Annotated in this window: 23 protein-coding genes; 13 read left to right on the top strand and 10 right to left on the bottom strand. The window is 60.7% G+C overall.

From position 1 onward, the window contains the following. Positions 1–82: 82 nt before the first annotated feature. The 4 genes from WBQ96_RS22545 to WBQ96_RS22530 all read right to left on the bottom strand — a co-directional run bounded on the left by WBQ96_RS22545 (position 83) and on the right by WBQ96_RS22530 (position 3257). Positions 83–430 (bottom strand): cupin domain-containing protein, encoded by a 348-nt coding sequence (locus WBQ96_RS22545; RefSeq protein WP_336552542.1) that lies wholly within the window; start codon positions 428–430, stop codon positions 83–85. A gap of 12 nt (positions 431–442) precedes the next feature. After that, positions 443–1726, bottom strand: coding sequence for an O-acetylhomoserine aminocarboxypropyltransferase (locus WBQ96_RS22540; protein ID WP_336552541.1), 1284 nt, complete (start codon positions 1724–1726; stop codon positions 443–445). Between the two features lie 147 nt (positions 1727–1873). Continuing rightward, positions 1874–2395 (bottom strand): CoA-binding protein, encoded by a 522-nt coding sequence (locus tag WBQ96_RS22535; protein WP_336552540.1) that lies wholly within the window; start codon positions 2393–2395, stop codon positions 1874–1876. A gap of 43 nt (positions 2396–2438) precedes the next feature. Then, positions 2439–3257 carry an enoyl-CoA hydratase gene (locus WBQ96_RS22530; RefSeq protein WP_336552539.1) on the bottom strand — a complete coding sequence of 273 codons (819 nt, stop codon included), beginning with the start codon at positions 3255–3257 and terminating at the stop codon, positions 2439–2441. 149 nt (positions 3258–3406) lie between these two features. Here WBQ96_RS22530 and WBQ96_RS22525 point away from each other — a divergent pair, with 149 nt between their 5' ends. The 4 genes from WBQ96_RS22525 (at position 3407) to WBQ96_RS22510 (ending at position 5539) form a co-directional block, all read left to right on the top strand. Then, complete coding sequence (locus WBQ96_RS22525) at positions 3407–3853, top strand: PaaI family thioesterase (protein WP_336552538.1); 447 nt, start codon at positions 3407–3409, stop codon at positions 3851–3853. Between the two features lie 234 nt (positions 3854–4087). Next, positions 4088–4552, top strand: a complete 465-nt coding sequence (gene rplM / locus WBQ96_RS22520) for a 50S ribosomal protein L13 (protein WP_091916849.1) — start codon at positions 4088–4090, stop codon at positions 4550–4552. Between the two features lie 2 nt (positions 4553–4554). Beyond that, complete coding sequence (rpsI, locus tag WBQ96_RS22515; RefSeq protein WP_091916670.1) at positions 4555–5031, top strand: 30S ribosomal protein S9; 477 nt, start codon at positions 4555–4557, stop codon at positions 5029–5031. Between the two features lie 124 nt (positions 5032–5155). Further along, positions 5156–5539: a hypothetical protein gene (locus WBQ96_RS22510; RefSeq protein ID WP_336552537.1), complete on the top strand. Its 384-nt coding sequence runs from the start codon at positions 5156–5158 to the stop codon at positions 5537–5539. Here WBQ96_RS22510 and WBQ96_RS22505 read toward each other — a convergent pair. Together WBQ96_RS22505 and WBQ96_RS22500 are read right to left on the bottom strand one after the other, a co-directional pair. Continuing rightward, positions 5524–6441 (bottom strand): hypothetical protein, encoded by a 918-nt coding sequence (locus WBQ96_RS22505; RefSeq protein ID WP_336552536.1) that lies wholly within the window; start codon positions 6439–6441, stop codon positions 5524–5526. The genes WBQ96_RS22510 and WBQ96_RS22505 overlap by 16 nt on opposite strands. Before the next feature lie 172 nt (positions 6442–6613). After that, the gene (locus tag WBQ96_RS22500; RefSeq protein WP_165114331.1) at positions 6614–7636 is read right to left on the bottom strand and encodes a glycerophosphodiester phosphodiesterase family protein; all 1023 of its coding nucleotides are present in this window, start codon (positions 7634–7636) and stop codon (positions 6614–6616) included. Between the two features lie 449 nt (positions 7637–8085). Here WBQ96_RS22500 and speB point away from each other — a divergent pair, with 449 nt between their 5' ends. The 3 genes from speB to WBQ96_RS22485 all read left to right on the top strand — a co-directional run bounded on the left by speB (position 8086) and on the right by WBQ96_RS22485 (position 10904). After that, the gene (speB, locus tag WBQ96_RS22495) at positions 8086–9054 is read left to right on the top strand and encodes an agmatinase (protein ID WP_165114333.1); all 969 of its coding nucleotides are present in this window, start codon (positions 8086–8088) and stop codon (positions 9052–9054) included. Between the two features lie 71 nt (positions 9055–9125). Next, positions 9126–10064: an N-acetyl-gamma-glutamyl-phosphate reductase gene (gene argC / locus WBQ96_RS22490; protein ID WP_336552535.1), complete on the top strand. Its 939-nt coding sequence runs from the start codon at positions 9126–9128 to the stop codon at positions 10062–10064. Then, complete coding sequence (locus WBQ96_RS22485) at positions 10065–10904, top strand: aminoglycoside phosphotransferase family protein (RefSeq protein WP_336552534.1); 840 nt, start codon at positions 10065–10067, stop codon at positions 10902–10904. Here the strand turns inward: WBQ96_RS22485 and WBQ96_RS22480 are convergent. Continuing rightward, positions 10894–11985: a COX15/CtaA family protein gene (locus WBQ96_RS22480; RefSeq protein WP_336552533.1), complete on the bottom strand. Its 1092-nt coding sequence runs from the start codon at positions 11983–11985 to the stop codon at positions 10894–10896. The genes WBQ96_RS22485 and WBQ96_RS22480 overlap by 11 nt on opposite strands. 151 nt (positions 11986–12136) lie before the next feature. Here WBQ96_RS22480 and WBQ96_RS22475 point away from each other — a divergent pair, with 151 nt between their 5' ends. Further along, on the top strand, positions 12137–12352 hold the full coding sequence (locus tag WBQ96_RS22475; protein WP_336552532.1) for a DUF2842 domain-containing protein: 216 nt from the start codon (positions 12137–12139) through the stop codon (positions 12350–12352). 3 nt (positions 12353–12355) lie between these two features. Here WBQ96_RS22475 and WBQ96_RS22470 read toward each other — a convergent pair whose 3' ends face one another. Then, complete coding sequence (locus WBQ96_RS22470; RefSeq protein ID WP_336552531.1) at positions 12356–13414, bottom strand: polysaccharide deacetylase family protein; 1059 nt, start codon at positions 13412–13414, stop codon at positions 12356–12358. Between the two features lie 87 nt (positions 13415–13501). Between WBQ96_RS22470 and WBQ96_RS22465 the strand changes: the two genes are divergently transcribed. Next, a complete protein-coding gene (locus WBQ96_RS22465; RefSeq protein WP_336552530.1) occupies positions 13502–14719 on the top strand; it encodes a GNAT family N-acetyltransferase in 1218 nt (405 codons plus the stop codon). Between the two features lie 253 nt (positions 14720–14972). Here the strand turns inward: WBQ96_RS22465 and WBQ96_RS22460 are convergent, their stop codons facing one another. Further along, entirely contained in the window at positions 14973–17144 is a 2172-nt protein-coding gene (locus WBQ96_RS22460) for a GumC family protein (RefSeq protein ID WP_336552529.1), read from the bottom strand. A 252-nt stretch (positions 17145–17396) separates the two neighbouring features. Between WBQ96_RS22460 and WBQ96_RS22455 the strand changes: the two genes are divergently transcribed. Genes WBQ96_RS22455 through WBQ96_RS22440 form a run of 4 tightly spaced genes read left to right on the top strand, consistent with a single transcriptional unit; the run spans position 17397 to position 22105 of the window. Next, a complete protein-coding gene (locus WBQ96_RS22455) occupies positions 17397–17960 on the top strand; it encodes a polysaccharide biosynthesis/export family protein (RefSeq protein ID WP_091916658.1) in 564 nt (187 codons plus the stop codon). Positions 17961–18001: 41 nt separating this feature from the next. Next, entirely contained in the window at positions 18002–19219 is a 1218-nt protein-coding gene (locus WBQ96_RS22450) for a glycosyltransferase family 4 protein (protein ID WP_119818294.1), read from the top strand. A gap of 43 nt (positions 19220–19262) precedes the next feature. Beyond that, complete coding sequence (locus tag WBQ96_RS22445) at positions 19263–20795, top strand: undecaprenyl-phosphate glucose phosphotransferase (RefSeq protein ID WP_336552528.1); 1533 nt, start codon at positions 19263–19265, stop codon at positions 20793–20795. Then, a complete protein-coding gene (locus WBQ96_RS22440) occupies positions 20792–22105 on the top strand; it encodes an O-antigen ligase family protein (RefSeq protein ID WP_336552527.1) in 1314 nt (437 codons plus the stop codon). The genes WBQ96_RS22445 and WBQ96_RS22440 overlap by 4 nt, the downstream gene beginning before the upstream one ends. A 39-nt stretch (positions 22106–22144) precedes the next feature. Here the strand turns inward: WBQ96_RS22440 and WBQ96_RS22435 are convergent. Beyond that, a partial coding sequence (locus tag WBQ96_RS22435) for a tyrosine-type recombinase/integrase (RefSeq protein ID WP_336552526.1) occupies positions 22145–22465 on the bottom strand: 321 nt, incomplete at its 5' end.

Genomic DNA, 22465 nt, shown 5'->3' with positions numbered 1-22465 from the left:
GGCTGGCTGAAACGAAAACGCCGGATACCTTTGTTGGGATATCCGGTGCAATCATATCAGCATTCCTTCACCCACCTGAAAATCAAACCCGGATCACATAATCCTTGCGTGTCGTTTCAAGCACTTCCCAGCTTCCCCTAAAGCCGGGGCGCAGAACAAAACGGTCACCGGCCTTCACCGTACGCGCCTCGCCACCATCTTCGGTGATCACCGAGATGCCGGAGAGGATGTGGCAGAACTCCCACTCGTCATATTCGATGCGCCATTTGCCGGGCGTCGATTCCCAGATGCCGGCATAGAGGCCGCCTTCGGCCTCCTCGGCGTTCCAGGTGCGGAATTTTGGATCGCCGGAAATGACGCGCCCTTCAGCGGGCGCGCCTTCCTCCGGCTCGATGCTTGTCGTGTCGATCGTCAGGAATTTTTCGGACAAGCCCTTACTCCATCAAGCCTTCGCCAGGCCCTGTTCGAGATCAGCGATGATATCGGCGACATCCTCGATGCCGACCGACAACCGCACCACATCCGGCCCCGCACCGGCAGCGATCTTCTGCTCGTCGGAAAGCTGGCGATGCGTCGTCGAGGCCGGGTGGATGACCAGCGATTTGGTGTCGCCGATGTTGGCGAGATGCGAGAACAACTCCAGCCCCTCGACCAATTTCACGCCCGCGGCGTAGCCACCCTTGAGCCCGAAGGTGAAGACGGAACCGGCGCCCAGCGGCGAGTATTTCTGCTGCAGCTTGTGGTTCTTGTCGTTCGGCAGGCCGGGATAGGACACCCAGGCGATCTTGTCGTGCTTCGACAGCCATTCGGCGACCTTGAGCGCGTTGTCCGAATGGCGTTGCATGCGCAGCGGCAGCGTTTCCAGTCCGGTCAGGATCAGGAAGGCATTGAACGGCGATATCGACGGGCCGAAGTCGCGCAGGCCCAGCACGCGCGCAGCGATGGCGAAGGCGAAATTGCCGAAGGTTTCGTGCAGCACGACGCCGCCATATTCCGGGCGCGGCTCCGACAGCATCGGATAATTGCCGGATTTCGACCAATCAAACGTGCCGCCATCAACGATCGCGCCACCCATGGAATTGCCATGGCCGCCGATGAATTTCGTCAGCGAGTGCACCACGATGTCGGCGCCATGCTCGATCGGCCGCAGCAGATAGGGGCTGGCCATGGTGTTGTCGACAATCAGCGGCAGGCCGTGCTTGCGGGCAATGTTGCCGATCGCCTCGATATCGACGAACTCACCGCCCGGATTGGCCAGGCTCTCGATGAAGATGCCGCGCGTCTTGTCGTCGATCTGGCTCTCGAAGGTCGAGATGTTGTCGGTGTCGGCCCAGCGCACTTCCCAACCGAAATTCTTGAAGGCGTGGCCAAACTGGTTGATCGAACCGCCGTAAAGCTTTCTGGCGGCGATGAAATTCTCGCCCGGGCGCAGGATGGTGTGGAACACCAGCAATTGCGCGGCGTGGCCGGAAGCGGTGGCAAGGGCTGCCGTTCCGCCTTCGAGGGCCGCCACGCGCTCCTCCAGTACGGCCTGCGTCGGGTTCATGATGCGGGTGTAAATGTTGCCGAACGCCTTCAGGCCAAACAGCGAGGCGGCATGATCGACATCATCGAAGACATAGGCCGTCGTCTGGTAGATCGGCGTGGCGCGCGCGCCCGTTGCCGGGTCGGGCTTGGCGCCGGCATGAACTGCGAGCGTGTTGAAACCGGGAATCCGCTGGGACATTTTTTCCTCCGAAAAGCTCTTTTGAAAATTCGTTGCTATTCTTGGCGGAGCGCTGCCGCGAATGCAAAGAACAAAATACTTCCGCCTTATGCACTTTGAGCCTACGCCGCGTGAAAATGGCGGCGCGACGGAATGATTTTGCGAAAACTACTTCTGCCGAACGCCGAAGCTCTGGAAGCCGGAGCGCATGATCGGCTTTTTCGACGACAGAACGCCCGAATTGATACCGTTCCAGCCGATCTCACCGGCAAGGCGGGCGTATTCGATTTTCGGGCAGCGGTTCATCACGACCTTAAGGCCGGCCGCCTCGGCGCGCGCTGCTGCCTTGTCATTGCGGACGGTCAGTTGCATCCAGATCACCTTCGGCAGCGGGTCGAGCGCCAGCGCCTCGTCGACGATTGCCGGCACGGCATTGGAAGCCCGGAAGATATCGACCATGTCTATCCCGTGCGGAATGTCGGCGAGCTTCGCATAAGTCATCTGGCCAAGGATCTCCTTGCCCGCCTGCCCCGGATTGACCGGGAACACGGTAAAACCCTTGGCGATGAGATATTTCATGACGAAATAACTCGGCCGCACATCGTTCGCCGATGCGCCGACGACGGCGATCGTCTTCACCGAATTCAGAATGCCGGAGATGTAGGAATTGTCGTAGGAATCGTGATTCATGATGCCTGCTTGTTTGATAGGTGGGATGCAGCCGTCGGGGCGCCTACTCGCCCGTCCATTTCGGATCGCGCTTTGCGAGGAAGGCGCCGATGCCTTCCTCGGCGTCGCGGGCCAGCATGTTTTCGACCATCACGCGCGATGCGTATTCGTAGGCATCAGTAAGGCCCATTTCAGCTTGCGCATAAAAAGCTTCCTTGCCGATCTTCAGCGTCAAAGGTGATTTCGAAGCAATGGTTTGAGCGTATTTGTTCACGATCTGATTCAGGTATTCGCGCGGCACGACGCGGTTGACCAGGCCGAACTCGCGCGCCGTCGTCGCGTCGATCGTTTCGCCGGTCAGCAGCATTTCCATCGCCTGCTTGCGCGAGACGTTGCGCGACAGGGCCACCATCGGGGTCGAGCAGAACAGGCCGATATTGACGCCGGGCGTGCAGAATGTCGCCTCGTTCGAGGCAATGGCGAGGTCGCAGCTGGCGACAAGCTGGCAGCCGGCAGCGGTGGCCAGCCCATCCACCTCGGCAATCACCGGCTTGGGGTGGCGCACGATCGTCTGCATCAGTTGCGCGCAGGCGCCCATGCTGCGCTCGAAGAAGGCCCTGCCCCGGTCAGCATCGGCGCGGTGCAGCGTCATTTCCTTGAGGTCGTGACCGGCGCAGAACAGCTTGCCGCTTGCTGCCAGGATGATTACGCGCACCGCCTTTTCGTCGCGGGCACGGTCGAATTCGGCCTGAAGTGCCGCCATCGTCGCGATCGACAGCGCATTGGCCGGCGGATTGGCCAGCGTCAGGCGCAGCACGCCTTCCTTAAGCACCGAGGTTACCGGCCCTTCAGGCGCGGGTTTTATGGCGACGATCTCAGCCAATATTCATCTCCTTCGTCTCGCCCAAAGAACTAACACGCTGCAGGTTGAAGAACAGGGGGCAAACGTGTTTTCTGGCGACGCTTTCGGGCAGATATAAGCAGCCGGAAGCATCGACGGTAGAACCAGACCCCTCGACAGGAGCAGATCAGATGCCGGCCCAGCAGAAACTCGAACCGAAGATGACGGCCGGCGAAATCAACGATCTGCTGAAATCCGTCTATCCGCAGCTGAACGGCGATCTGACGGCCTTTGAGGCGGTCGACGTATTTCCCGGAGGTTGCACGGTGAGGCTGAATGCCGACGAGCGTCACCTGCGCCCCGGCGGCACCGTGTCCGGCCCTTCGCTGTTCACGCTGGCCGATATCGGTGGCTATGTCTGCGTGCTTTCCCATGCCGGACCTGACGCGCTGTCGGTGACTACCAATCTCAACATCAACTTCATGCGCAAGGCGCAAGCCGGCCCGATCGACGGCCATTGCCGCATCCTGAAGCTCGGAAAAAGCCTGATGGTCTACGACATAGATATCGTCGCCGGACCGGACGGGCAGACGGTCGCGCATGCCACCGGCACCTATTCGATACCGCCGAAGCGCTGAAATTTGTGTGGTAAAATAATACCTTATACTTAGCGCATTGTTTTTATTGAATTTAATCGAAAAGCAGCCATTTCTTGTCACTTGACCTTGGGGATATTCGCAGCCTATAAGCCGTCATCGAAACAGCGGCCACATTGGCCGTCGTTTTGTTTTTGAAGCGGCGCGCAGGCGGCGTTTCAATCCAAGCAACAAGAAACGCCTTCTCCGGAAGGTCCGAACCGAAAGCATATGACCATGACAACCTTTTCGCAGAAGCCTGCGGACGTGGTGAAGAAGTGGGTGCTGATCGACGCCGAGGGTCTCGTCGTTGGTCGTCTCGCATCCATCGTCGCCAACATCCTCCGCGGCAAGAACAAGCCCACCTTCACCCCCCATGTCGACGATGGCGACAATGTCATCATCATCAACGCCGACAAGGTCGCATTCACCGGCAAGAAGTTCACCGACAAGGTGTACTACTGGCACACCGGCCACCCGGGCGGCATCAAGGAGCGCACCGCGCGCCAGCTGCTCGAAGGCCGTTTCCCGGAACGCGTCCTTGAAAAGGCCGTAGAACGCATGATCCCGCGCGGTCCGCTTGGTCGCCGCCAGATGAAGAATCTGCGCGTCTATGCCGGCGCCGAACATCCGCATGTCGCCCAGCAGCCTGTGACGCTCGACGTCGGCGCGCTGAACGCCAAGAACAAGAAGGCTTCGTAATCATGGCTGAGCTCAACTCGCTCGCAGAACTCGGCACCGCTGCCGTTACCGCACAGCCGGCTGCCCCGGTTTATGTCCAGAAGCTGGACAAGCAGGGCCGCGCCTATGCCACCGGCAAGCGCAAGGACGCGATCGCTCGCGTCTGGGTCAAGCCGGGTTCCGGCAAGATCGTCGTCAACGGCAAGGAATTCGCGGCTTACTTCGCCCGTCCGGTGCTGCAGATGATCCTCAACCAGCCGATCGTCGCTGCTGCCCGCGTCGGCCAGTTCGACATCATCGCGACCGTCGTCGGCGGTGGCCTCTCCGGCCAGGCCGGTGCTGTCCGTCACGGCATCTCCAAGGCGCTGACCTACTATGAGCCGGGCCTTCGCGGCGTGCTCAAGAAGGGCGGCTTCCTGACCCGCGACAGCCGTACCGTCGAGCGCAAGAAGTACGGCAAGGCCAAGGCCCGTCGTTCGTTCCAGTTCTCGAAGCGCTGATCCGCTTTCGAATTTCAGGTGCTGCTTGCAGCACCGAGAAAAAAGGCCCCGTTCTGCGGGGCCTTTTTTGTTGATCGAACGGCTTGGATGGCACCATAAATAGGTGTCAGAACAGGGGGACGCCGTGATCAAGTCGACCAATCAAGCCGATGAATTGCTGAAGGAATTCGGACGAGCAGTATTTGATCGTTTTGATCATGTGCTGGCGAGCCTCCGCCCTATGCTGGGCGAGCGAGATTTTCCTTCAGATCAAGCATTTCGTTCTCTGCTGGCCTTGGCTGCCGAAAATGATCGGCCCATGCTGATTGCTCAATATGGTCTTGAGCATTTCATGCACGAACTCATGGCAACATTAGAAGATAGTGAAATCTTCCACCTTGTCGCCAAGACACCAGATGGGGACTTTATCGACCTAAAGCAGTTTTCAGAGTCAGGGCTTCATGCCGAGCAAATCTACTGGCAGGAAGAATTCAGCACACATGAAAGCATCTCTCAAAAGATCGTATGAGCTGTCGGCGCACTGGCAATCACGGACCGGTCGACAATCTCCCTCTCGACTGTCTCCGGCCCAAAACACGTCACGAACGAAGCATCCATGATCGCCAATTTGACCGCCTGGGCGGTCATGTAATCCTGCAGAAAGCCCTGCGACACCCACATTACCGAATGGTTCTTCTGGCCATGCCATCCGAGGCTGCCCGCAGTCTCGGCTTCGCGGAGCTTTCGCGCCAGATGGGCTCGCGACAGGTTCAGCCACATGCCCAGATTCGTGACCGAGGTTATGTCGGTCGAAATGCGCTCGGCCTTGATGTCGGCTTTTCGCATGCCCGTTATCAGCCTCTCCATGACGATTCCGCCCTCGTTGAGCCACGAGAAAAGGGAGAAGGTGTTCTTGGGTTCCCGCACGGCGCGAGACTTGAGCAGCCCGTCGGAAATAATCGGCAGAAGCCGACGCGCGCCATCAGGAGCAGCCTGGAATGTGGCTAGCCGGTTTTTGCCGTCGAGACTGTCGAGCGTGGTGAGGCCAATCGCCAGCCAGACGCCTATCGCGTCGACACTCAAAGCCGTCGGATGAAACGTCAGCGTCCGCTTGTCTTCGATATCGGAGCCATAGCTGGCAAAGCCGTAGTTCAGCATCTCCTTGACGAATGCGCTGGCGGTATTCTTGCTGGCCACCGAATGATAATCGATCACCTCGAAGAAGCGGGCAGTGCTTGTGCCCTTCGGGCTGCCGCTGGGGTTACTTCGAAAGTAAAGGGAAACTGCAACCATCGCCATCAGCCAGCGCTGATGGGTCGCAAAGACTGCCGCCAGCCGCGGATGTTCTTCGGAGACTTGTAAAAAGGCCCGCGACTGCCTTTGAATCGCAGGAAACAGCGCGGGATGGCTGACAATTTCATCTGCATTCATAGAAGGAAATCCTCAAACCCGCCGTCTACCAGAGCGTGTTCTCTTAGAACTGTCCAGTTGCTTTTCGAAGATGACGGAATATCGAGAATGTTTGGCTAATATTCGACGTCTTCCAAGAGCAACGCCAATGCGATGACTTTCGAGCCGGCTCGTACGACTGTCGTGCTCGACGTCAATTCGTCAGATCATAGGGCGTGCGATAGCCATTGGCTGTCAGCCAATCGATCGCCGCTTCTGGCTCGTCCGTCTGGATGATCGTCGCGCCCTGCTCCGCCCAGAAACCATAGGTTTCCTCCGGCAGGCTCGCGAATGTCGCGAGCTCATCGCCGCGACCGCCGGCCAGCAGGCCGCTTTCCCGGTTCACGATCGGATAGGTGTTGACCCAGAGATGCCAGTCGCCTCGAGCCGCAACCGCTCGGGCACGCGAACCGAACAGCGGCCCGCCATCGGCTATCATGCCTTGGCCTTGGCTGCGCCAGACCACCATTTCGACCGCATCCGCCGAAAAAGCCTTCGTGGCTGTCTCGATGAAGCGAGCGTCCCTGACGGCATCGTCGGCAATGATCGGCATGAAATGAACGCCCTCGCCCACCCTCGCCATGACTGCCTTCATCTCGGCGATCTTGTCGGCGTTCCAGAGGTTCTGCTTGATCACCACCTGCCGCTCGATACCGAGATCGCGAGCGACTGAGACCATTTCCGGCAGAGCGTCAACACCGAGCTTATTGTCGATATTGACCATGATCCGGCCCTTGGCTGCGGCAAGCATGTCGCGCAGCGTCGGGACCCCTTCATCGGTCACTTCGCCGGTGCCTTCAACGATCAGCCGGCAGCCCTTCAAGTCGGAGAGTGTATGCTTGACCAGTTCGCCCTTGCAGGTGGTGGTGCGGTCGAGCCAGCTGTCATGCAGCACGACGAGTTCACCGTCCTGCGTCTTCTGGACATCGAACTCGACCATCTCGACGCCGAGGTCGATCGAGTGGCGGATCGAGGCAATTGAGTTTTCGGGGCGGGTGATTTTCCCGCCGGCCTTCCAGCCGGCGCGATGCGCGACGATCATGACATGGTCGCGCCACTGGTTGGCATGCTCGAAGCGATCGATGATCTGGTCGATCCGCGCGTTCTGGGCCGACACGGACGTCGAGCCTTGCATCAGGAAAGCGGCCACAGCCGCACCCAGCCACATCATCCGCATGAGAATCGTTTCCTCGCCGGTTTGATGTGGCGAGGACATAAAGACAGCGCGTGACAGCGCGGTGAACGCCGCCGGCTACATTTTCGCAACCCGCCGGACCGGCAGCCCACGCCGGAGAACGAAAAAAAAGTCGACAAACGGGAAAGATGAGCCGATGAAGGCGCTCTGCGAAACGAATCCCGTCGCTGGAAAATGAGAAAGCGCGACCAGGAGAGCGCAGAAACCCCGCCAGGAACGAGCATTTCGAACCATTCGGCGGCGGTCGCCAAAGGCCGCATTCGCGGCACGATCAATGAAGGAGCACCCATCGAGGAATGCCGTCTGCGTCAAGATGGTCCGCCTCCTGTCCCGGTGATATAGAGCCGGGGCGAATTCATTTCCCCACCGAAGCCGTGCAATTTCCGCGCCGCTTCATCAGCCCGTCACAAGACAAGTTTTAGGAAATCGTGATGCCTGCAAAATCCATTGACCATGCTTTCACGGCCAACAAGAACACCGGTCGCTCGGGCGATCCGACCTATGCCGGTGCACTGTCTTTCATGCGCCGCCGCTACACCAAGAACGTAAAGGGCGCCGATGCCGTCGTCTGGGGCATTCCGTTCGATGCCGCCGTTACCAACCGTTCCGGCGCACGCTTTGGCCCGCAGGCGATCCGCCGCGCTTCGGCGATCTTCGACTGTGATCCCCAATATCCGTTTCATCTCGACCTGTTCGAGAATCTTGGCGTCGTCGACTATGGCGACTGCCTGCTCGACACCGGCAACCACCAGAAAACGCCGGGCGCGATCGAGCGCGAAGCGGCGAAGATCCTGAAATCCGGCGCGTTCCTGCTGTCGCTGGGCGGCGATCACTTCGTCACCTGGCCTCTGCTGAAGGCGCATGCGGCCATTCACGGCCCGCTGGCCATGGTGCAGTTCGACGCCCATCAGGACACCTGGGACGATGACGGCAAGCGCATCGACCACGGCTCGTTCGTGGCCCGCGCCGTACGCGAGGGCATCATCGACCCGGACCGCTCGATCCAGATCGGTATCCGCACCCACGCGCCCGACGATTTCGGCATCAAGATCATCTACGGCTATGAAGTCGAAGACATGCGCGCCTCCGACATCGCCTATGCGATTGCCGAGCGCACCGGTGGCAAGAAGACCTATGTCACCTTCGACATCGATTGCCTCGACCCGGCCTATGCGCCCGGCACCGGCACGCCGGTGGCAGGCGGACCCTCGACGGCCAAGATATTTTCGGTGCTGCGCCAGATGACGCAGATCGACATTGTCGGTGCGGATGTCGTAGAGGTTGCACCGGCCTACGACCATGCCGATATTACCGCGATTGCCGGCGCTACGGTGGCAATGCAGTATCTCGGCCTGCTGGCCGAGCGAAAGGCTCGCGAAAACGCCTTGAAGGCGAGCTGACCAAATTGAGGAGATGAATCCGGTTTCGGCTTCATCTCCTTGGAATTGCAAAGTTTAATGGACGACAGGACATGAAACCGAAAATCTTTATCGACGGTGAACACGGCACGACGGGCCTCCAGATCCGCACGCGCCTTGCCGAACGATCCGATCTCGATGTCCTGTCGATCCCGGAAGCCGAGCGGCGCAACAAGGACATGCGCACCGATTTCCTGAAGTCGGCCGACCTTGCCATTCTCTGCCTGCCGGATGACGCTTCGCGCGAGGCCGTCGCGATCCTGGAAGGCAAGAACTCGACGCGCATCATCGACACATCGACTGCGCACCGCATTCATCCCGACTGGGCCTATGGCTTTGCCGAAATGGACGGCGCGCAGCGTGCGCTGATCGCCAAGGCACGGCTCGTCGCCAATCCCGGCTGCTATCCCACCGGCGCGATCTCGCTGATCCGCCCGCTGGTTGCAGCCGGCATCCTGCCTGCCGACTACCCGGTGAGCGTCAACGCCGTCTCGGGCTACACCGGCGGCGGCAAGCAGATGATCGCGCAGATGGAAGACCCGGCAAACCCGGAGCACATCGCCTCGCCGCATTTCCTCTACGGCCTGACCCTGGCGCACAAGCACGTTCCCGAGATGAAGCAGCACGGCCTGCTCGACCGCAAGCCGATCTTTGCGCCCTCCGTCGGCCGCTTCGCACAGGGCATGATCGTTCAGGTGCCGCTGCATCTGGCCGACCTCAACGGTGCGGTGACGCTCGGTGGCATCCATGCGGCGCTTGCAGCGCATTATGCCGGTCAGGACGTCGTTGAGGTCGTGCCGCTTGCCGAAAGCGCCAAGCTCGCCCGCCTCGATCCGACAGAGCTCAACGACACCGACCTGATGAAGCTCTATGTCTTTGGCACCGACGGCCAGGGCCAGGTCAATCTGGTGGCGCTGCTCGACAATCTGGGCAAGGGCGCCTCGGGTGCTGCCGTCCAGAACATGGATCTGATGCTCGGGCTGAAGCACTGAATGGACCAGCCTGACTTTCCAGGTCGCTGGAAAGTCAGCGACCCTATCCTCATTGACGAAACATTTTCGAGTCGCATCTGGAAGGTGCGGCTGGAAAACGGCGATCCGGCAATCGTCAAGGCGCTCAAGCCGTTCGATGACGTCGCCGACGAACTGCGCGGCGCGCATTATCTGTCGTGGCGAGACGGTGCCGGAGCGGTTCGGCTGCTTGGCTTCGAGGGGCATAACATGTTGCTCGAATATGCTGGCGACCGCCTGCTCACCGACGAGCTGAACGAGCATGGCGACCGGCACGCGACCGATATTGCGGTCGGCGTGATGACTGAACTGTTTTCAGCATCCGACACCCCTCCTCCGGCCGAACTGCAGCCGCTAAGAGAGCGTTTCGCCAGCCTGTTCAAGAAGGCCAACGCCGATCGCGACGCGGGAACGGACAGCCCTTACCGGGAAGCGGCGGAGATTGCCGAGCGCCTGCTGTCGGACCCGCATGATCTGCGCGTCCTGCATGGCGACCTGCATCATGACAATATCCTGCACGGAAAGCGCGGCTGGCTGGTGATCGACCCGAAAGGCATTCTCGGCGACCCCGGCTTCGACGCGGCGAACTTCTTCTACAACCCGCTCCATCGTCATGATCTCTCGCTGGACGCGGAGCGTATCGCCTATATGGCGGAGGTTTTCGCCCGCTTGCTTGGACAGGACCCGCGCGCCATCCTCGACCATGCCATTGCATGGGGCTGCCTGTCCTCATCCTGGCACGCCGAGGACGAGAACGAAGCCGAAGAGACGAGCGAGCTTGCCGTCGTAGCGGCGGTTCGTGCGGTGCGTTCTAGCTTCTGACGGCTATTTCTGTCGGCAAGGGATAAGCACCCTTCGCCCCGCGCCAATGGGCGGTCGCGAAGATCAGCACGATCATGGCAAAGCCCTGATGCAGCAGCGCCCAATGGATGTGGGCCTGCGCCAGCAGCGTTCCGACGCCGATAGCCGCCTGTCCCAGGATAAGCGCCACCAGCACCCAGGCGCGGCGGGCATGCGTCGTGTCCGGCAGCGCCCGCATCGTCGCGAAGGCATGCCAGACGGCAACGACCAGCACCGAATAAGCGAACATGCGGTGCACGAACTGCACCGTCTTGGGGTTCTCGAACAGGTTGCGCCACGCAGGATCGATGATGAAGAGGTCGCCCGGAATGACCGCACCATCCATCAGCGGCCACGTGTTGTAGGTTAGGCCGGCATGCAGGCCGGCGACAAGGCCGCCGAGATAAATCTGGATCAGCACCAGCAGAACCATGATGCCGGCGAAGCGCTGGACGCCACGATTTGCCGGGGCCTCCGAATAGGTCGCCACCCCGCGCGCGATATAGGCCGTAGCCATGATGATGATGCAGGCCAGCGTCAGATGCGTCGCCAGCCGGTACTGGCTGACGGATACCCGCTCGGAAAGGCCGGAGGCGACCATCCACCAGCCGATCGCGCCCTGCAGGCCGCCCAGCGCCAGAAGCCCGACGAGACGCGGCTTCAGCCCGCGCTCGAGACGGCCCGACAGCCAGAACAAGGCAAGCGGAATGGCGACAAGGAAACCGACGCCGCGGGCGAGCAAACGATGCGCCCATTCCCACCAGAATATCCCCTTGAACTCGTCCAGGCTCATGCCCTTGTTGATCTGCTCATACTGCGGGATCTGCTGGTATTTTTCGAACTCTTCCTGCCATTCGGCCTGGTTGAGCGGCGGGATGACGCCGTGGATCGGCTTCCATTCGGTGATCGAGAGGCCGGAGCCAGTCATTCGCGTGGCGCCGCCGACCATCACCAGCGCAAACAGCACGACGAGCACGACATAGAGCCAACCACGCACGAAGGCGCGGTTGCGCTGTTCCTTGTCATGCGAGGCAAGCGGTGCAGCGTTGGCGATTGCGGCCATGGCTCTCAATTCCAAACCGTTAGAAACGCGGCGATTGGTGGACCATCGGGACAGCTCTTACAAGGCTATCATGCACGCGACACGCCGTCGCGCCAGCTCTCGGCTTGCGCAGCGACCTGAGAAGTTTTAGGACGGCGGCGAAGGAAGAACCATGCCCACTCGCCTGAAAAAACTGATCGGAACCGTGCTGCTTATCGTGCTGGTCATCGTCTATGCACTGGTCGCGACGACGGTCGCAGTGGCGCAGCTGTCGGAATCCGGCCCGCTGGTGCATCTGGCCTTCTTCCTGTTCACCGGCATTCTTTGGGTGGTGCCGGCGATGGGCATCATCAAATGGCTCATTATCGAGCCGAGGCCGAAGCCCTGATCCTTACACTGTAACCAGCATCTTGCCGGCATTCGCCAAGGGCGTGGTGATGCCCGACAGCATCGTGCGGATATAAGAAACGTGCTGGTAGCGGCCATTGATCGAGATGCGCGGCAGCGCATGCAGATGTCCGGCGTGATCGGCCCGCAGCACGCCATGACGCGTCGTGACTGCGGAGGCATAGCCGGCAGCCCTGGCAAGAGCGACTTCCCGTTCACCGACAGCGCTCGGATAGCCATAGGGATACGCCATGTGGCGCGGTTTCTCGCCAAGCTCGGATTCGAGAATGCGCCCGGCATCAACGATCTCGCGCCGAGCGGTCTCCTCGCTCAACCGCTTGAGGCTGTAGTGATGCACCGTATGCGCGCCGATCGTCACCAGCGGGTGTGTGGCAGCCGCCCTCACCTCGTCCCAATTCATCAGCGTCTTCCTGCCCGACGCGGTCGGATCGACGCCACACGAACGCGCCAGTTCGTGCAATGCGGCACGCTGGTCCTCCTCGCGCACGTCGATGGTCAGATACTCCTGAAGCCGCGCATTGGCCTCGGCCCGCTTGGCCGGCGACGAGCAATCGATCATCACGCGGCCCTCGGCGGTGTTCAGGAACAGCATGTCGCGGGCGTTGACGATATCGTCGATCACCTCCCACCACAAATCCACGGTGCCATCGATCAAGGCGGGCGCGATGTAGATGGTGATCGGCACACCGTGCCTTTCGAGCACGGGCAGCGCCTCGGTGAGATTGTCACGGTAGCCGTCATCGGCGGTGAGCGTGGCGAACTGGCCGCTTTTGCCGCCACGCTTCACGCGCTCCAGCGCCTCGTCCATCGTCACGAATTCGGTTCCGCCGGCCTTCATGTCGGTTATCACCGCGTCCAGAAAGGCCGGCGCTATGTTGAGATGGCGGTTGGCGCCGTCCGGCCTTTCAAGGTTGGCGGTGACCCGATGCAGCATCAGGATCGCGCCGATACCACCGACCAGCGGACGGGCGAGCGGCGCCAGGCCGGAATATCCGACCGCGTTCAGCACCAGCCTTCGCAACGTATCGCCCCCGTCGATCATTAATTCACCTTTTGGCGTTACAATCCGTTGAATGGGGCCTTCCCACGGCAAGACAGGCGACCAGCATTAGCCGCGAAGGATTGAGGTATGGTTGACGCCACCGCGTCATTTGGAATCGAACCGTCCGCGCAAGATCATGCTTCAGCTCGGCTGGAAGCTAGTGCAACGCATGCGCGGATTTCGACGGCCACACCCGAAGCACTTTCCTCCTATGTGCGGCTTTGTTCAAACGGCGTCTTCGCGCCCGCCCAGAGCGCGCTCTGGGTCGAAAACTGGGTCAGGCAGATACGTCCCGACAGCCTGATCGCCACGATCACCAGCAATGAACAGGCGGTTTTCGCGCTGGCGCTGGAAGTCGTCAAGGTCGGGCCGTTTCGCGTCGCCCGCTTCATGGGAGGCACGCATGCCAACGGCAATTTCGCGCCGGCCCTGCCGAAATGGCTTCAATCGGCAAGCGAGGCGGACATCATCGGCCTGACGCAGGCTATCGGCAAGGCGCGTCCGGACATCGATGCCCTCGTGCTCCAGCGCGTCGCCACCGACCTCGATGGCACAGCCAATCCACTGCTCGCCCTTCCCCATGCCCCGACCCCGAATATCGCGCTCAGTGTCGACCTCGGTGGCGGGTTCGACGCCGTTCTGGAGCGCACAAGCGCCAAGCGAAAGCGCAAGAAGCACCGGGCGCAGACGCGGAAATTCGAGGCAGCCGGCGGTTATCGGCGTCTCGTCGCGCAAACCAGCGATGAAACGCGACGCCTGTTCGACGCATTCCTTGCGATGAAGGTGGAGCGCTTTCGCAAGATGGGCATCGCCAATGTTTTCGAAGAGCCCGAACTGCAGGCGTTTTTCCATGCCCTGTTTGCAGGGAGCGTAAATGCCGACCAGCCAATCTTCACGCTGGAAGCGCTCGAAGTCGGCGGCGTGTTGCGCGCGGTCACCGGCACCAGTCAGTGCGGCAAACGCCTCATCTGCGAGTTCGGCGCGATCTCCGACGATGAACTTGCGGCCAGCAGCCCCGGCGAGTTCCTGTTCTATGACAATATAAACGCCGCCTGCGCCGACGGTTTCGACATCTACGATTTCAGCGTCGGCGACGAGCCGTACAAGCGGCTCTGGTGCGATATCGAAACGCGCCATGTCGACATCGTTCTGCCACTCACGGCCAAGGGGCGGATGTTCGCAGCCGGCACGCGAGCGACCGCGCGCCTCAAGGCGTTTGTAAAGAACAGCCCGTTTATCTGGAAGATCGCGAAGGCACTGCGCAAACGGGCTGCGGGTGGATCGGCGACGCCGGCCGACGATTGATTACACCGCAAAGGGACCGTTCGCATTCCTTCGCGCCCCCCTCTGGCCTGCCGGCCATCTCCCCCACGGGTGGGGAGATTAGCTGTGTCGCTCGTCCCGCACATCCTGAGATGTTGAAGGTTGGCGAAAGCCCTGGTGAAGGCTGATCTCCCCACCTGTGGGGGAGATGGCCGGCAGGCCAGAGGGGGGCAACGTAGAGCGAAGGCTCGGGCACGAATCTGCGGGGCACCCGCCAATCAGGTTGAACGCGCCCCTAGGCCACGTTCCTTCCAGGCACCGGCGACGTCGGCAATTCATAGCCAGCCGGCGTAACCAGGATAAAACCGTGGTAACCGCCCTCGCGGAGGTTGTCGGCTGCCGACAGCACGTCCTCGTCCGGTTCCAGCATGCTGATGAAGATTTCTGTGCCCTCGCCGACAAGCCGGCGGATGCCGTCGGCATCGATCGGGCCGCATTCGACCACGACGATATCATACGCGGTGGTCAGCGATTCCAGGATGATCGGCAGGCGGTCGGCGGCGCGCATGGCGCGAACCGGATCGGCGGTGCCAACCGGAATGACGTGGCAATCGGAATAATGGTCGGCATGGATGACATCGGTGAACTGCGCCTGCGCCGACAGAAGATTGGTTATGCCGGGATAGTGGCCGCTGTCGAGCATCGGACGTGAAGCGGCGCCCGACGCGGTAAGATCGAGAAGCAGCACCCGCAATCCGGCATCCGAGACCTCGCGGGCAACCATCACCGAGGTCGCCGCAGCTTCGTCACCCTCGGGCGACACGAAGATCGCTCGCATGGCGCCGCCGGCAATCAGCTTTTCGGCAGCACGCTCGATGCCGATCTCACCCAGCATGCGCTCAGGCCTTGAGAGTTCGCCGTGATCGTCCTCGGCCTCCGGCTCCGCTTTGGAAGAAACGATTGGCGCGGCTTGATCATATTCCTTCACGGCAGGCTCCTCACTCACGTCGGCTTGAACGACGGGCATCGCCACCTGCTCGACCGGCTCGAAATGCGCGCCGGGCGCCGGGCGCATTGCACGGCCGGAGAACAATTCCTGCAGAAGCGTCACCACAGCCATGATCAGCAGCGAGGCGACGAAGGCAGCCCCCACGATCGGCACGATCTTCGGGAAGTATGGCTCCGCCGGAACGACTGCGCGGGAGAAGATGCGGGCATCGGCCGGCAGATAGTTGCGGTCCTTGCGCGATGCGGCCTCGCGATAGCGGGTCATGTAGGATTCGAGCAGTTGCCGCTGCGAAGTCGCCTCCCGCTCCAAAGCGCGCAGTTCGACCTCCTGCTCGCCGGAGCGCGCGGAAGCGGCCTTCAAAGTGTTGAGATCGGCGACGATCTGGCTCTCGCGCATCTGCGCGGTCTGCGCCTCCGTCACGATGCTTTTCAGCACGTTCTGGGCTTCGATGCGGATTTGACGGTCAAGGTCAGCAAGCTGCGAATTAAGCGCGCGAACGCGCGGGTGATTCCCCAGCAATGTCGTCGACAGGTCAGCGATATCGGCCTTGAGCTGCACCTGGCGCTCTCGCAGCCGCTGTATCAGCGGCGACGACAGGACGCCCGGCAACGCATCGACCGAACCGCCGCCTTGCAGCACCTTGCGCATGCTTTCGGCGTTGGCCTCGGATGCCGCACGGCTGGCGCGCACCCGCGACAATTCGGAAGACAATTCAGAAAGCTGCTGCGTCGACAGGACCGCGTTGTTCTGTCCGATCAGCAGATCCGACTTGCCGCGATAATCGGCAACGCGCGACTCGGCTTCCTTGACGCGCTTGCTGAGGTCGGCAATCTCTGGCGCCAGCCAGTCGGTGGCGTCGGAATTCGAGAGCAGCTTGGCATCCCGGCTCACCGACAGATAGGCATCGGCAACGGCGTTCGGCACCTCGGCTGCGAGCCGCGGGTCTTCGGACGAGAATTCGATGACGATAACGCGTGACTTTTCAACGCGATAAACCTTCAGCTTCTCGCGGAATGCCTTCAGCACGCGCTCGTCGGCAGGAATTTCATGCGGATCGCTTTTCAGCCCCGCAATCACCAGCAAACGGGTGGCCAAGGACATATTGGCGGCAGGATCGAACTCGGGCAGCTTCGAGAGGCCGAGCTTCTGCGATACCTGCTTCAGGATATCAGTCGACGAGATCACCTCGACCTGACTGGTTACCCCTTCCTCATCGAGAATCGGGCGGTCAGCCTCTGCATTGCCCGTATCCGGCCGGGTAAAAACGGATTCGCGGGTTTCGATCAGGATGCGGGTTTCGGCCTTGTAGTGCGGCGTCGCCATCCAGGCGAGGACGAAAGCAATTCCGGTAACGACGAGCGCGACCAGCAGGATGCGCAGCCAGTTCCTCGCCAGCGAGGCGAAGAGCTTTCCAAGGTCGACATCGATATCGTTGGCAGTTGATTGAGCGCCTGACATGCATCCTGCTCCAGTATCGGATGCTTCTTATGGTAAACATCTATGGTAACCCATCGGTTAAGATGCTGGAAAGAATCTGTTTTCCTTGATTGATAGAGCGTTAATGAGCCGACCCTAATGCAACTATACGTAGTCGGATCGACCCAAAAGAGCAGCGGGCTTTACCGGGCATTAACCCTAACAGGATGATAACAGCGACATCGAAGTCGCTGAACTTGAGTCCAGCGCTCAGCCAAAGGTGTCCGTCCGGCCATGAAAAGCTTTCGCCCCGCCTTTCACGCACTGCTCGTCGCGGCTTTGCTTGCCGGCTGCTCCAGCTATCGCCCGGCACCGGCAGCCTTCCATGAAGCGCTTGACCAACCCTACAGGCTCGGCGCCGGCGACCGCATTCGTGTGACGGTGTTCGAACAGGAAGGCCTCACCAACACCTACAGCGTTGATCAGTCCGGCTACATCGCCTTCCCGCTGGTCGGTGCGGTACCGGCGCGCGGCAACACCGCCCAGCAGGTCGAGGCAGCGCTTGCCGCCAAGCTGCGGCAGGGTTTTCTGCGCGACCCGGATGTTTCGGTCGAAATCGATCGCTACCGTCCGATCTTCGTCATGGGCGAAGTGGGCGCTGCCGGCCAGTACTCCTACGTTCCGGGCCTGACGGTGCAGAAGGCTATCGCCATTGCCGGCGGCTTCTCGGCGCGCGCCAACCAGGCGAATGTCGATATCACCCGCGATATCAACGGCAAGGTGATGACCGGAAGGGTCGTCACATCCGATCCTCTATTGCCCGGCGACACAATCTACGTTCGCGAACGTCTTTTTTAATCCATCGTCCGTAAGATTGGTTTCGACTTACGGAAGAGACCATGAATCAGCATGCAAATGGCAGCGAGAGGAGCGCGGGCGAACGGCTTCGTATCGTTCACTGTTTCCGCTCGCCGGTCGGCGGCATCTTCCGTCATGTCCGCGATCTCGCCGAGGCTCAGGTAGCGGCCGGGCACCAGGTCGGCATCGTCTGCGATTCGACCACCGGCGGCGACTATGAGGAACGCCTGTTTTCCGGTATGAAGGACATGCTGGCGCTCGGCATATGGCGCACGCCGATGCAGCGCCATATCGGCCCCGGCGATATGACCGCCGCCTGGCGCACATACAGGATCATCAAGGAATTGCAGCCGGACGTCCTGCACGGACATGGCGCCAAGGGTGGCGTCTATGCCCGCATGTTCGGCTCGCTGTTGCGGGTTTCAAGGTCTCGCGTCGCCCGCCTCTATTCGCCGCATGGCGGCAGCCTGCACTACGACGAAACGACCACGACGGGAAAAATGTTCTTCGGGCTCGAACGCCTGATGGAGCGTTTCACCGATCACCTGCTGTTCGTTTCGGATTATGAGCAGCGAACCTTCCGCCGCAAGATCGGCACGCCGCGCCCGCCGCACGGGCTTGTCTACAACGGTCTTCGCGCCGCCGAATTCGAACCCGTCCCGGCTGCAGCAGACGCCGCCGATTTCCTCTATATCGGCATGATGCGCGATCTGAAGGGCCCAGACCTCTTCATTGACGCGCTCGCCGCCACCGAGGCAAAACTCGGACGCAAGGTCACCGCCGTGATGGTCGGCGACGGCGAGGATTTGCCGCGTTACCACGCACAGGTGAAGCGCCTCGATCTGGCCGACCGGGTGCGCTTCCTGCCGCCCATGCCGGCGCGAAAAGCCTTTTCACTGGCGCGGTTTATCGTCGTTCCCTCGCGCGCCGAGGCGATGCCCTACATCGTGCTCGAAGCACTCGGTGCGGGCATGCCGATGATCGCGACTGCCGTTGGCGGAATCCCCGAAATCTTCGGCATCGGCTCGCCGGCGCTCGTCTATCCTTTGACCAGCCAACTGACCGATAAGATGAGCGAAGCGCTTCTCGATCCCGACGCTTACCGCGCCCTCATGCCGACACCGGTCGAGCTGAAAGCCAGGTTCGGCGCCGACGTCATGGCCGCGCAGATCGAAAAAACCTATTTCGCAGCCCTCGGCCGGAAGATTTCCGAGCCGAAGGATGGTCTGAAGCGACCGATAGTCTCAAGGGTTTCTTAGCCCCTGACTGTTAGATATGATCCGTAATCTGCGGGTCTTGACCATGAACGAGATTGAACCTCCACACCGCTTTTCGATCAATGCGGGCCGGAAAGTTGACGCTGGCTCTTCAGGCCAGCCCGTCAAGCTCAACAAAGTTGCGCTGCAGGTCGCCTCGCAATATCGCCGCGATACGATGTCGCCGATCATGGTCAGCGGCGTCATGCGCCTCGTTGAATTCATGCTTCTGTTCCTGCCGGGCTTCGCGCTCTTCGCGTTCCATGTCGGGCTGACCACGCATCTGTTCTGGCACTATCCGGTCATTATCGGCGCGGCTTCCCTGCTGATGGTGATCCTCCTCGAGTTCAACGATCTGTACCAGATCTCCGCGCTGATGCGTCCGCTCTCCAGTTTCGGGCGCATCCTGCTGATGTGGTCGGCCACCTTCGCGCTGCTGGCGCTTGCCGGCTTCTTTCTCAAGATTTCGGAAGGGTTCTCGCGACTCCTGTTCGGCTCCTGGTTCGTCATCGGTTTCGCGCTGATCTTCGGCTTACGGCTGATCCTTTCGCGCGTGATCCGGCAATGGGCGCGCAACGGCCGGATGGAACGCCGCGCTGTCATCGTCGGCGGTGGCAAATCCGCAGAATCCCTCATTCGCTCGGTCGAGCAGCAGCCTTACAACGACATCCGCATCTGCGGTATTTTCGATGATCGCGACGACAAGCGCTCGCCGCCCATCGTCGCCGGTTATCCCAAGCTCGGCAATGTCAGCGAGCTGATCGAATTCGCGCGCATCGCCCGCATCGACATGCTGATCGTGTCGCTGCCGATCACCGCCGAAGCGCGCGTGCTGCAGCTTTTGAAGAAGCTCTGGGTGCTGCCGGTGGATATCCGGCTGTCGGCGCATTCCAACCAGCTGCAGTTCCGGCCGCGATCCTATTCGTTCATCGGCTCGGTGCCGATGCTCGACATATTCGACAAGCCCATCAACGATTGGGATTCGGTCGCCAAGCGCGCCTTCGACATCATCTTCAGCCTGTTCGGCATCATCGTCTTCTCGCCGGTGATGCTGGCAACCGCAATCGCCATCAAGCTCGACAGCAAGGGGCCGGTGCTGTTCAAGCAGAAACGGCACGGCTTCAACAACGAGGTCGTCGAAGTCTACAAGTTCCGCTCGATGTACACGGACATGTCGGACCCTTCCGCGAAGAAGAGCGTCACCAAGAACGATCCGCGGGTCACCCGCGTCGGGCGCATCATCCGCAAGACCTCGATCGACGAGTTGCCGCAATTCTTCAATTCGCTGTTCGGCAGCCTGTCGCTGATCGGCCCTCGCCCGCATGCCATCGCCGCCCAATCGCACAACCTTCTCTACAACGAAGTCGTCGACGGTTATTTCGCCCGCCATCGCGTGAAGCCAGGCGTCACTGGCTGGGCGCAGATCAACGGCTGGCGCGGCGAGATGGATACCGACGAGAAGATCAGGATGCGCACCGAATATGACCTGTTCTATATAGAGAACTGGTCGCTCTGGCTGGACCTGAAAATCCTTTGCCTGACGCCTGTGCGGCTGCTCAATACGGAAAACGCCTATTGAGCGCGATCACCCATGACCTGCCGCGGGCCGCGGTCAACGCCAAGCTGATCGCGCTGATCTCGTCGGGCGCGGTCGGCCTTGGCGTGCTTCTGTCGGGCTTCGTCATCAACGAACCGGCCCCGTACGAACTCTATATGGCGGGACTGATCGCCATATGGGCGTTGTTCGGCCTCAGGCTATCACGCTCCGTCGTGCCACTGCTGGTGCTGCTGGTCACCTTCAATATCGGCGGCATGATCTCCATGAGCCAGATGTCGGACCTGATGAACACGCCGCTCTATCTGGCCGTGTCGCTGTTCCTCGCGTTTACGGCCGTGTTCTTCGCTGCCGTCACGGAAATGCAGCCCGGTCTCTACCGGGTCATCTTCCTGGCCTATGTCACGGCAGCCGTGGTCACCTCGCTTCTCGGCATTCTCGGCTATTTCCACGCCTTCCCCGGCGCCGACATGTTCACCAAATATGAGCGCGCCGCCGGCGCCTTCGAAGACCCCAATGTCTTCGGGCCCTTCCTCGCCTTGCCCGGCATCTACCTGCTTCACCGTCTGCTGACTGGCAGTCCTGCGAAAATGTTCATCTACGCGGTGCCGCTGCTGATCATCGTCGGCGGTATCTTCTTCTCTTTCTCGCGCGGCGCCTGGGGCCTTTTCGGAGCGTCCGCAATCCTGCTCACCGGCGCGCTGTTCCTGCAAAGCTCGAGCGGCCGCTTTCGCCTGCGAATCGTCGTCATGAGCGTTGCGGCATTTCTGTTCCTGGCGCTGGCCTTGTTGATCGCGCTGCAGATACCAAGTGTTGCCGAACTGTTCACCGCACGCGCCCAACTCGCCCAGGATTATGACAGCGCCCGCCTCGGCCGCTTTGCCCGCTACGGCATCGGTTTCATGCTGGCGCTGGAAAAGCCCTTCGGCATCGGCCCGCTGGTCTTCGGCCAGATCTATGGCGAGGACACGCACGACATCTGGCTGAAAGCACTGATGGATTACGGCTGGCTCGGCTTCGTCTCATGGCTGACCATGATCTGCTGGACGCTCGCCAGCGGCTTCCGCATCCTGTTCCGCGACCGGCCATGGCAACCCTACGTTCTATGCGCCTATGTCGTGCTCATCGGCCATATCGCGCTCGGCACCTTCATCGACACCGACCACTGGCGGCATTTTTATCTCCTGCTCGGCCTGATCTGGGGCGGAATAGGACTGGAATATCGCCATCAGCATGCCATTCGCGCAGATGCACAACGAACTCGGTCACAGCCACGAATTTCGGTTGACCGACAAAGGCATATGCAGATAGACAGCAACCGGTCCGGAGTGTAGCGCAGCCCGGTAGCGCACTTGACTGGGGGAAGAAGAACCTCAGCCGGCTTTTCCAATTCTTTTCAATGCCTTATCAGCCTTCTTTCTCTCCTTTGTGGGGCTTTTTGTGGGGGCGATGGCATCGAGCGCATCTCGCACGTCTTCCTTCAGCGCGTGAGCATATTTTGTCGTTGTCTTGATATCCTCGTGCCCGAGGAGCTCTTGAACGACGCGCAGATTGCTCTTGCGAAGAACACGGGTTGCGGCGGTATGCCGTGTATCGTGAAAACGGAAGTTCTTGACGCTGATCTGATCCCTGAAAACTGGACCGTTCAGAATTGGAGTTTTCCGCTGTAGTTTCCCGGCTGGGAGAGGAGCGGA

Source organism: Mesorhizobium sp. CCNWLY176, assembly GCF_037153935.1.
Taxonomy (GTDB): domain Bacteria; phylum Pseudomonadota; class Alphaproteobacteria; order Rhizobiales; family Rhizobiaceae; genus Mesorhizobium_M; species Mesorhizobium_M zhangyense.
Note: the sequence above shows the minus strand (reverse complement) of the source record. Positions and strands in the feature narration are given on the sequence as shown.

Bases quoted from the DNA above. Each gene is read 5' to 3' on its own strand.
- speB (WP_165114333.1), top strand. From the start codon at position 8,086: ATGCCTGCAAAATCCATTGACCATGCTTTCACGGCCAACAAGAACACC.
- WBQ96_RS22505 (WP_336552536.1), bottom strand. From the start codon at position 6,441: ATGAATGCAGATGAAATTGTCAGCCATCCCGCGCTGTTTCCTGCGATT.
- WBQ96_RS22475 (WP_336552532.1), top strand. From the start codon at position 12,137: ATGCCCACTCGCCTGAAAAAACTGATCGGAACCGTGCTGCTTATCGTG.
- WBQ96_RS22485 (WP_336552534.1), top strand. From the start codon at position 10,065: ATGGACCAGCCTGACTTTCCAGGTCGCTGGAAAGTCAGCGACCCTATC.
- WBQ96_RS22525 (WP_336552538.1), top strand. From the start codon at position 3,407: ATGCCGGCCCAGCAGAAACTCGAACCGAAGATGACGGCCGGCGAAATC.
- WBQ96_RS22540 (WP_336552541.1), bottom strand. From the start codon at position 1,726: ATGTCCCAGCGGATTCCCGGTTTCAACACGCTCGCAGTTCATGCCGGC.
- rpsI (WP_091916670.1), top strand. From the start codon at position 4,555: ATGGCTGAGCTCAACTCGCTCGCAGAACTCGGCACCGCTGCCGTTACC.
- WBQ96_RS22480 (WP_336552533.1), bottom strand. From the start codon at position 11,985: ATGGCCGCAATCGCCAACGCTGCACCGCTTGCCTCGCATGACAAGGAA.
- WBQ96_RS22465 (WP_336552530.1), top strand. From the start codon at position 13,502: ATGGTTGACGCCACCGCGTCATTTGGAATCGAACCGTCCGCGCAAGAT.
- WBQ96_RS22460 (WP_336552529.1), bottom strand. From the start codon at position 17,144: ATGTCAGGCGCTCAATCAACTGCCAACGATATCGATGTCGACCTTGGA.
- rplM (WP_091916849.1), top strand. From the start codon at position 4,088: ATGACAACCTTTTCGCAGAAGCCTGCGGACGTGGTGAAGAAGTGGGTG.
- WBQ96_RS22500 (WP_165114331.1), bottom strand. From the start codon at position 7,636: ATGCGGATGATGTGGCTGGGTGCGGCTGTGGCCGCTTTCCTGATGCAA.
- WBQ96_RS22445 (WP_336552528.1), top strand. From the start codon at position 19,263: ATGAACGAGATTGAACCTCCACACCGCTTTTCGATCAATGCGGGCCGG.
- argC (WP_336552535.1), top strand. From the start codon at position 9,126: ATGAAACCGAAAATCTTTATCGACGGTGAACACGGCACGACGGGCCTC.
- WBQ96_RS22450 (WP_119818294.1), top strand. From the start codon at position 18,002: ATGAATCAGCATGCAAATGGCAGCGAGAGGAGCGCGGGCGAACGGCTT.
- WBQ96_RS22535 (WP_336552540.1), bottom strand. From the start codon at position 2,395: ATGAATCACGATTCCTACGACAATTCCTACATCTCCGGCATTCTGAAT.
- WBQ96_RS22455 (WP_091916658.1), top strand. From the start codon at position 17,397: ATGAAAAGCTTTCGCCCCGCCTTTCACGCACTGCTCGTCGCGGCTTTG.
- WBQ96_RS22470 (WP_336552531.1), bottom strand. From the start codon at position 13,414: ATGATCGACGGGGGCGATACGTTGCGAAGGCTGGTGCTGAACGCGGTC.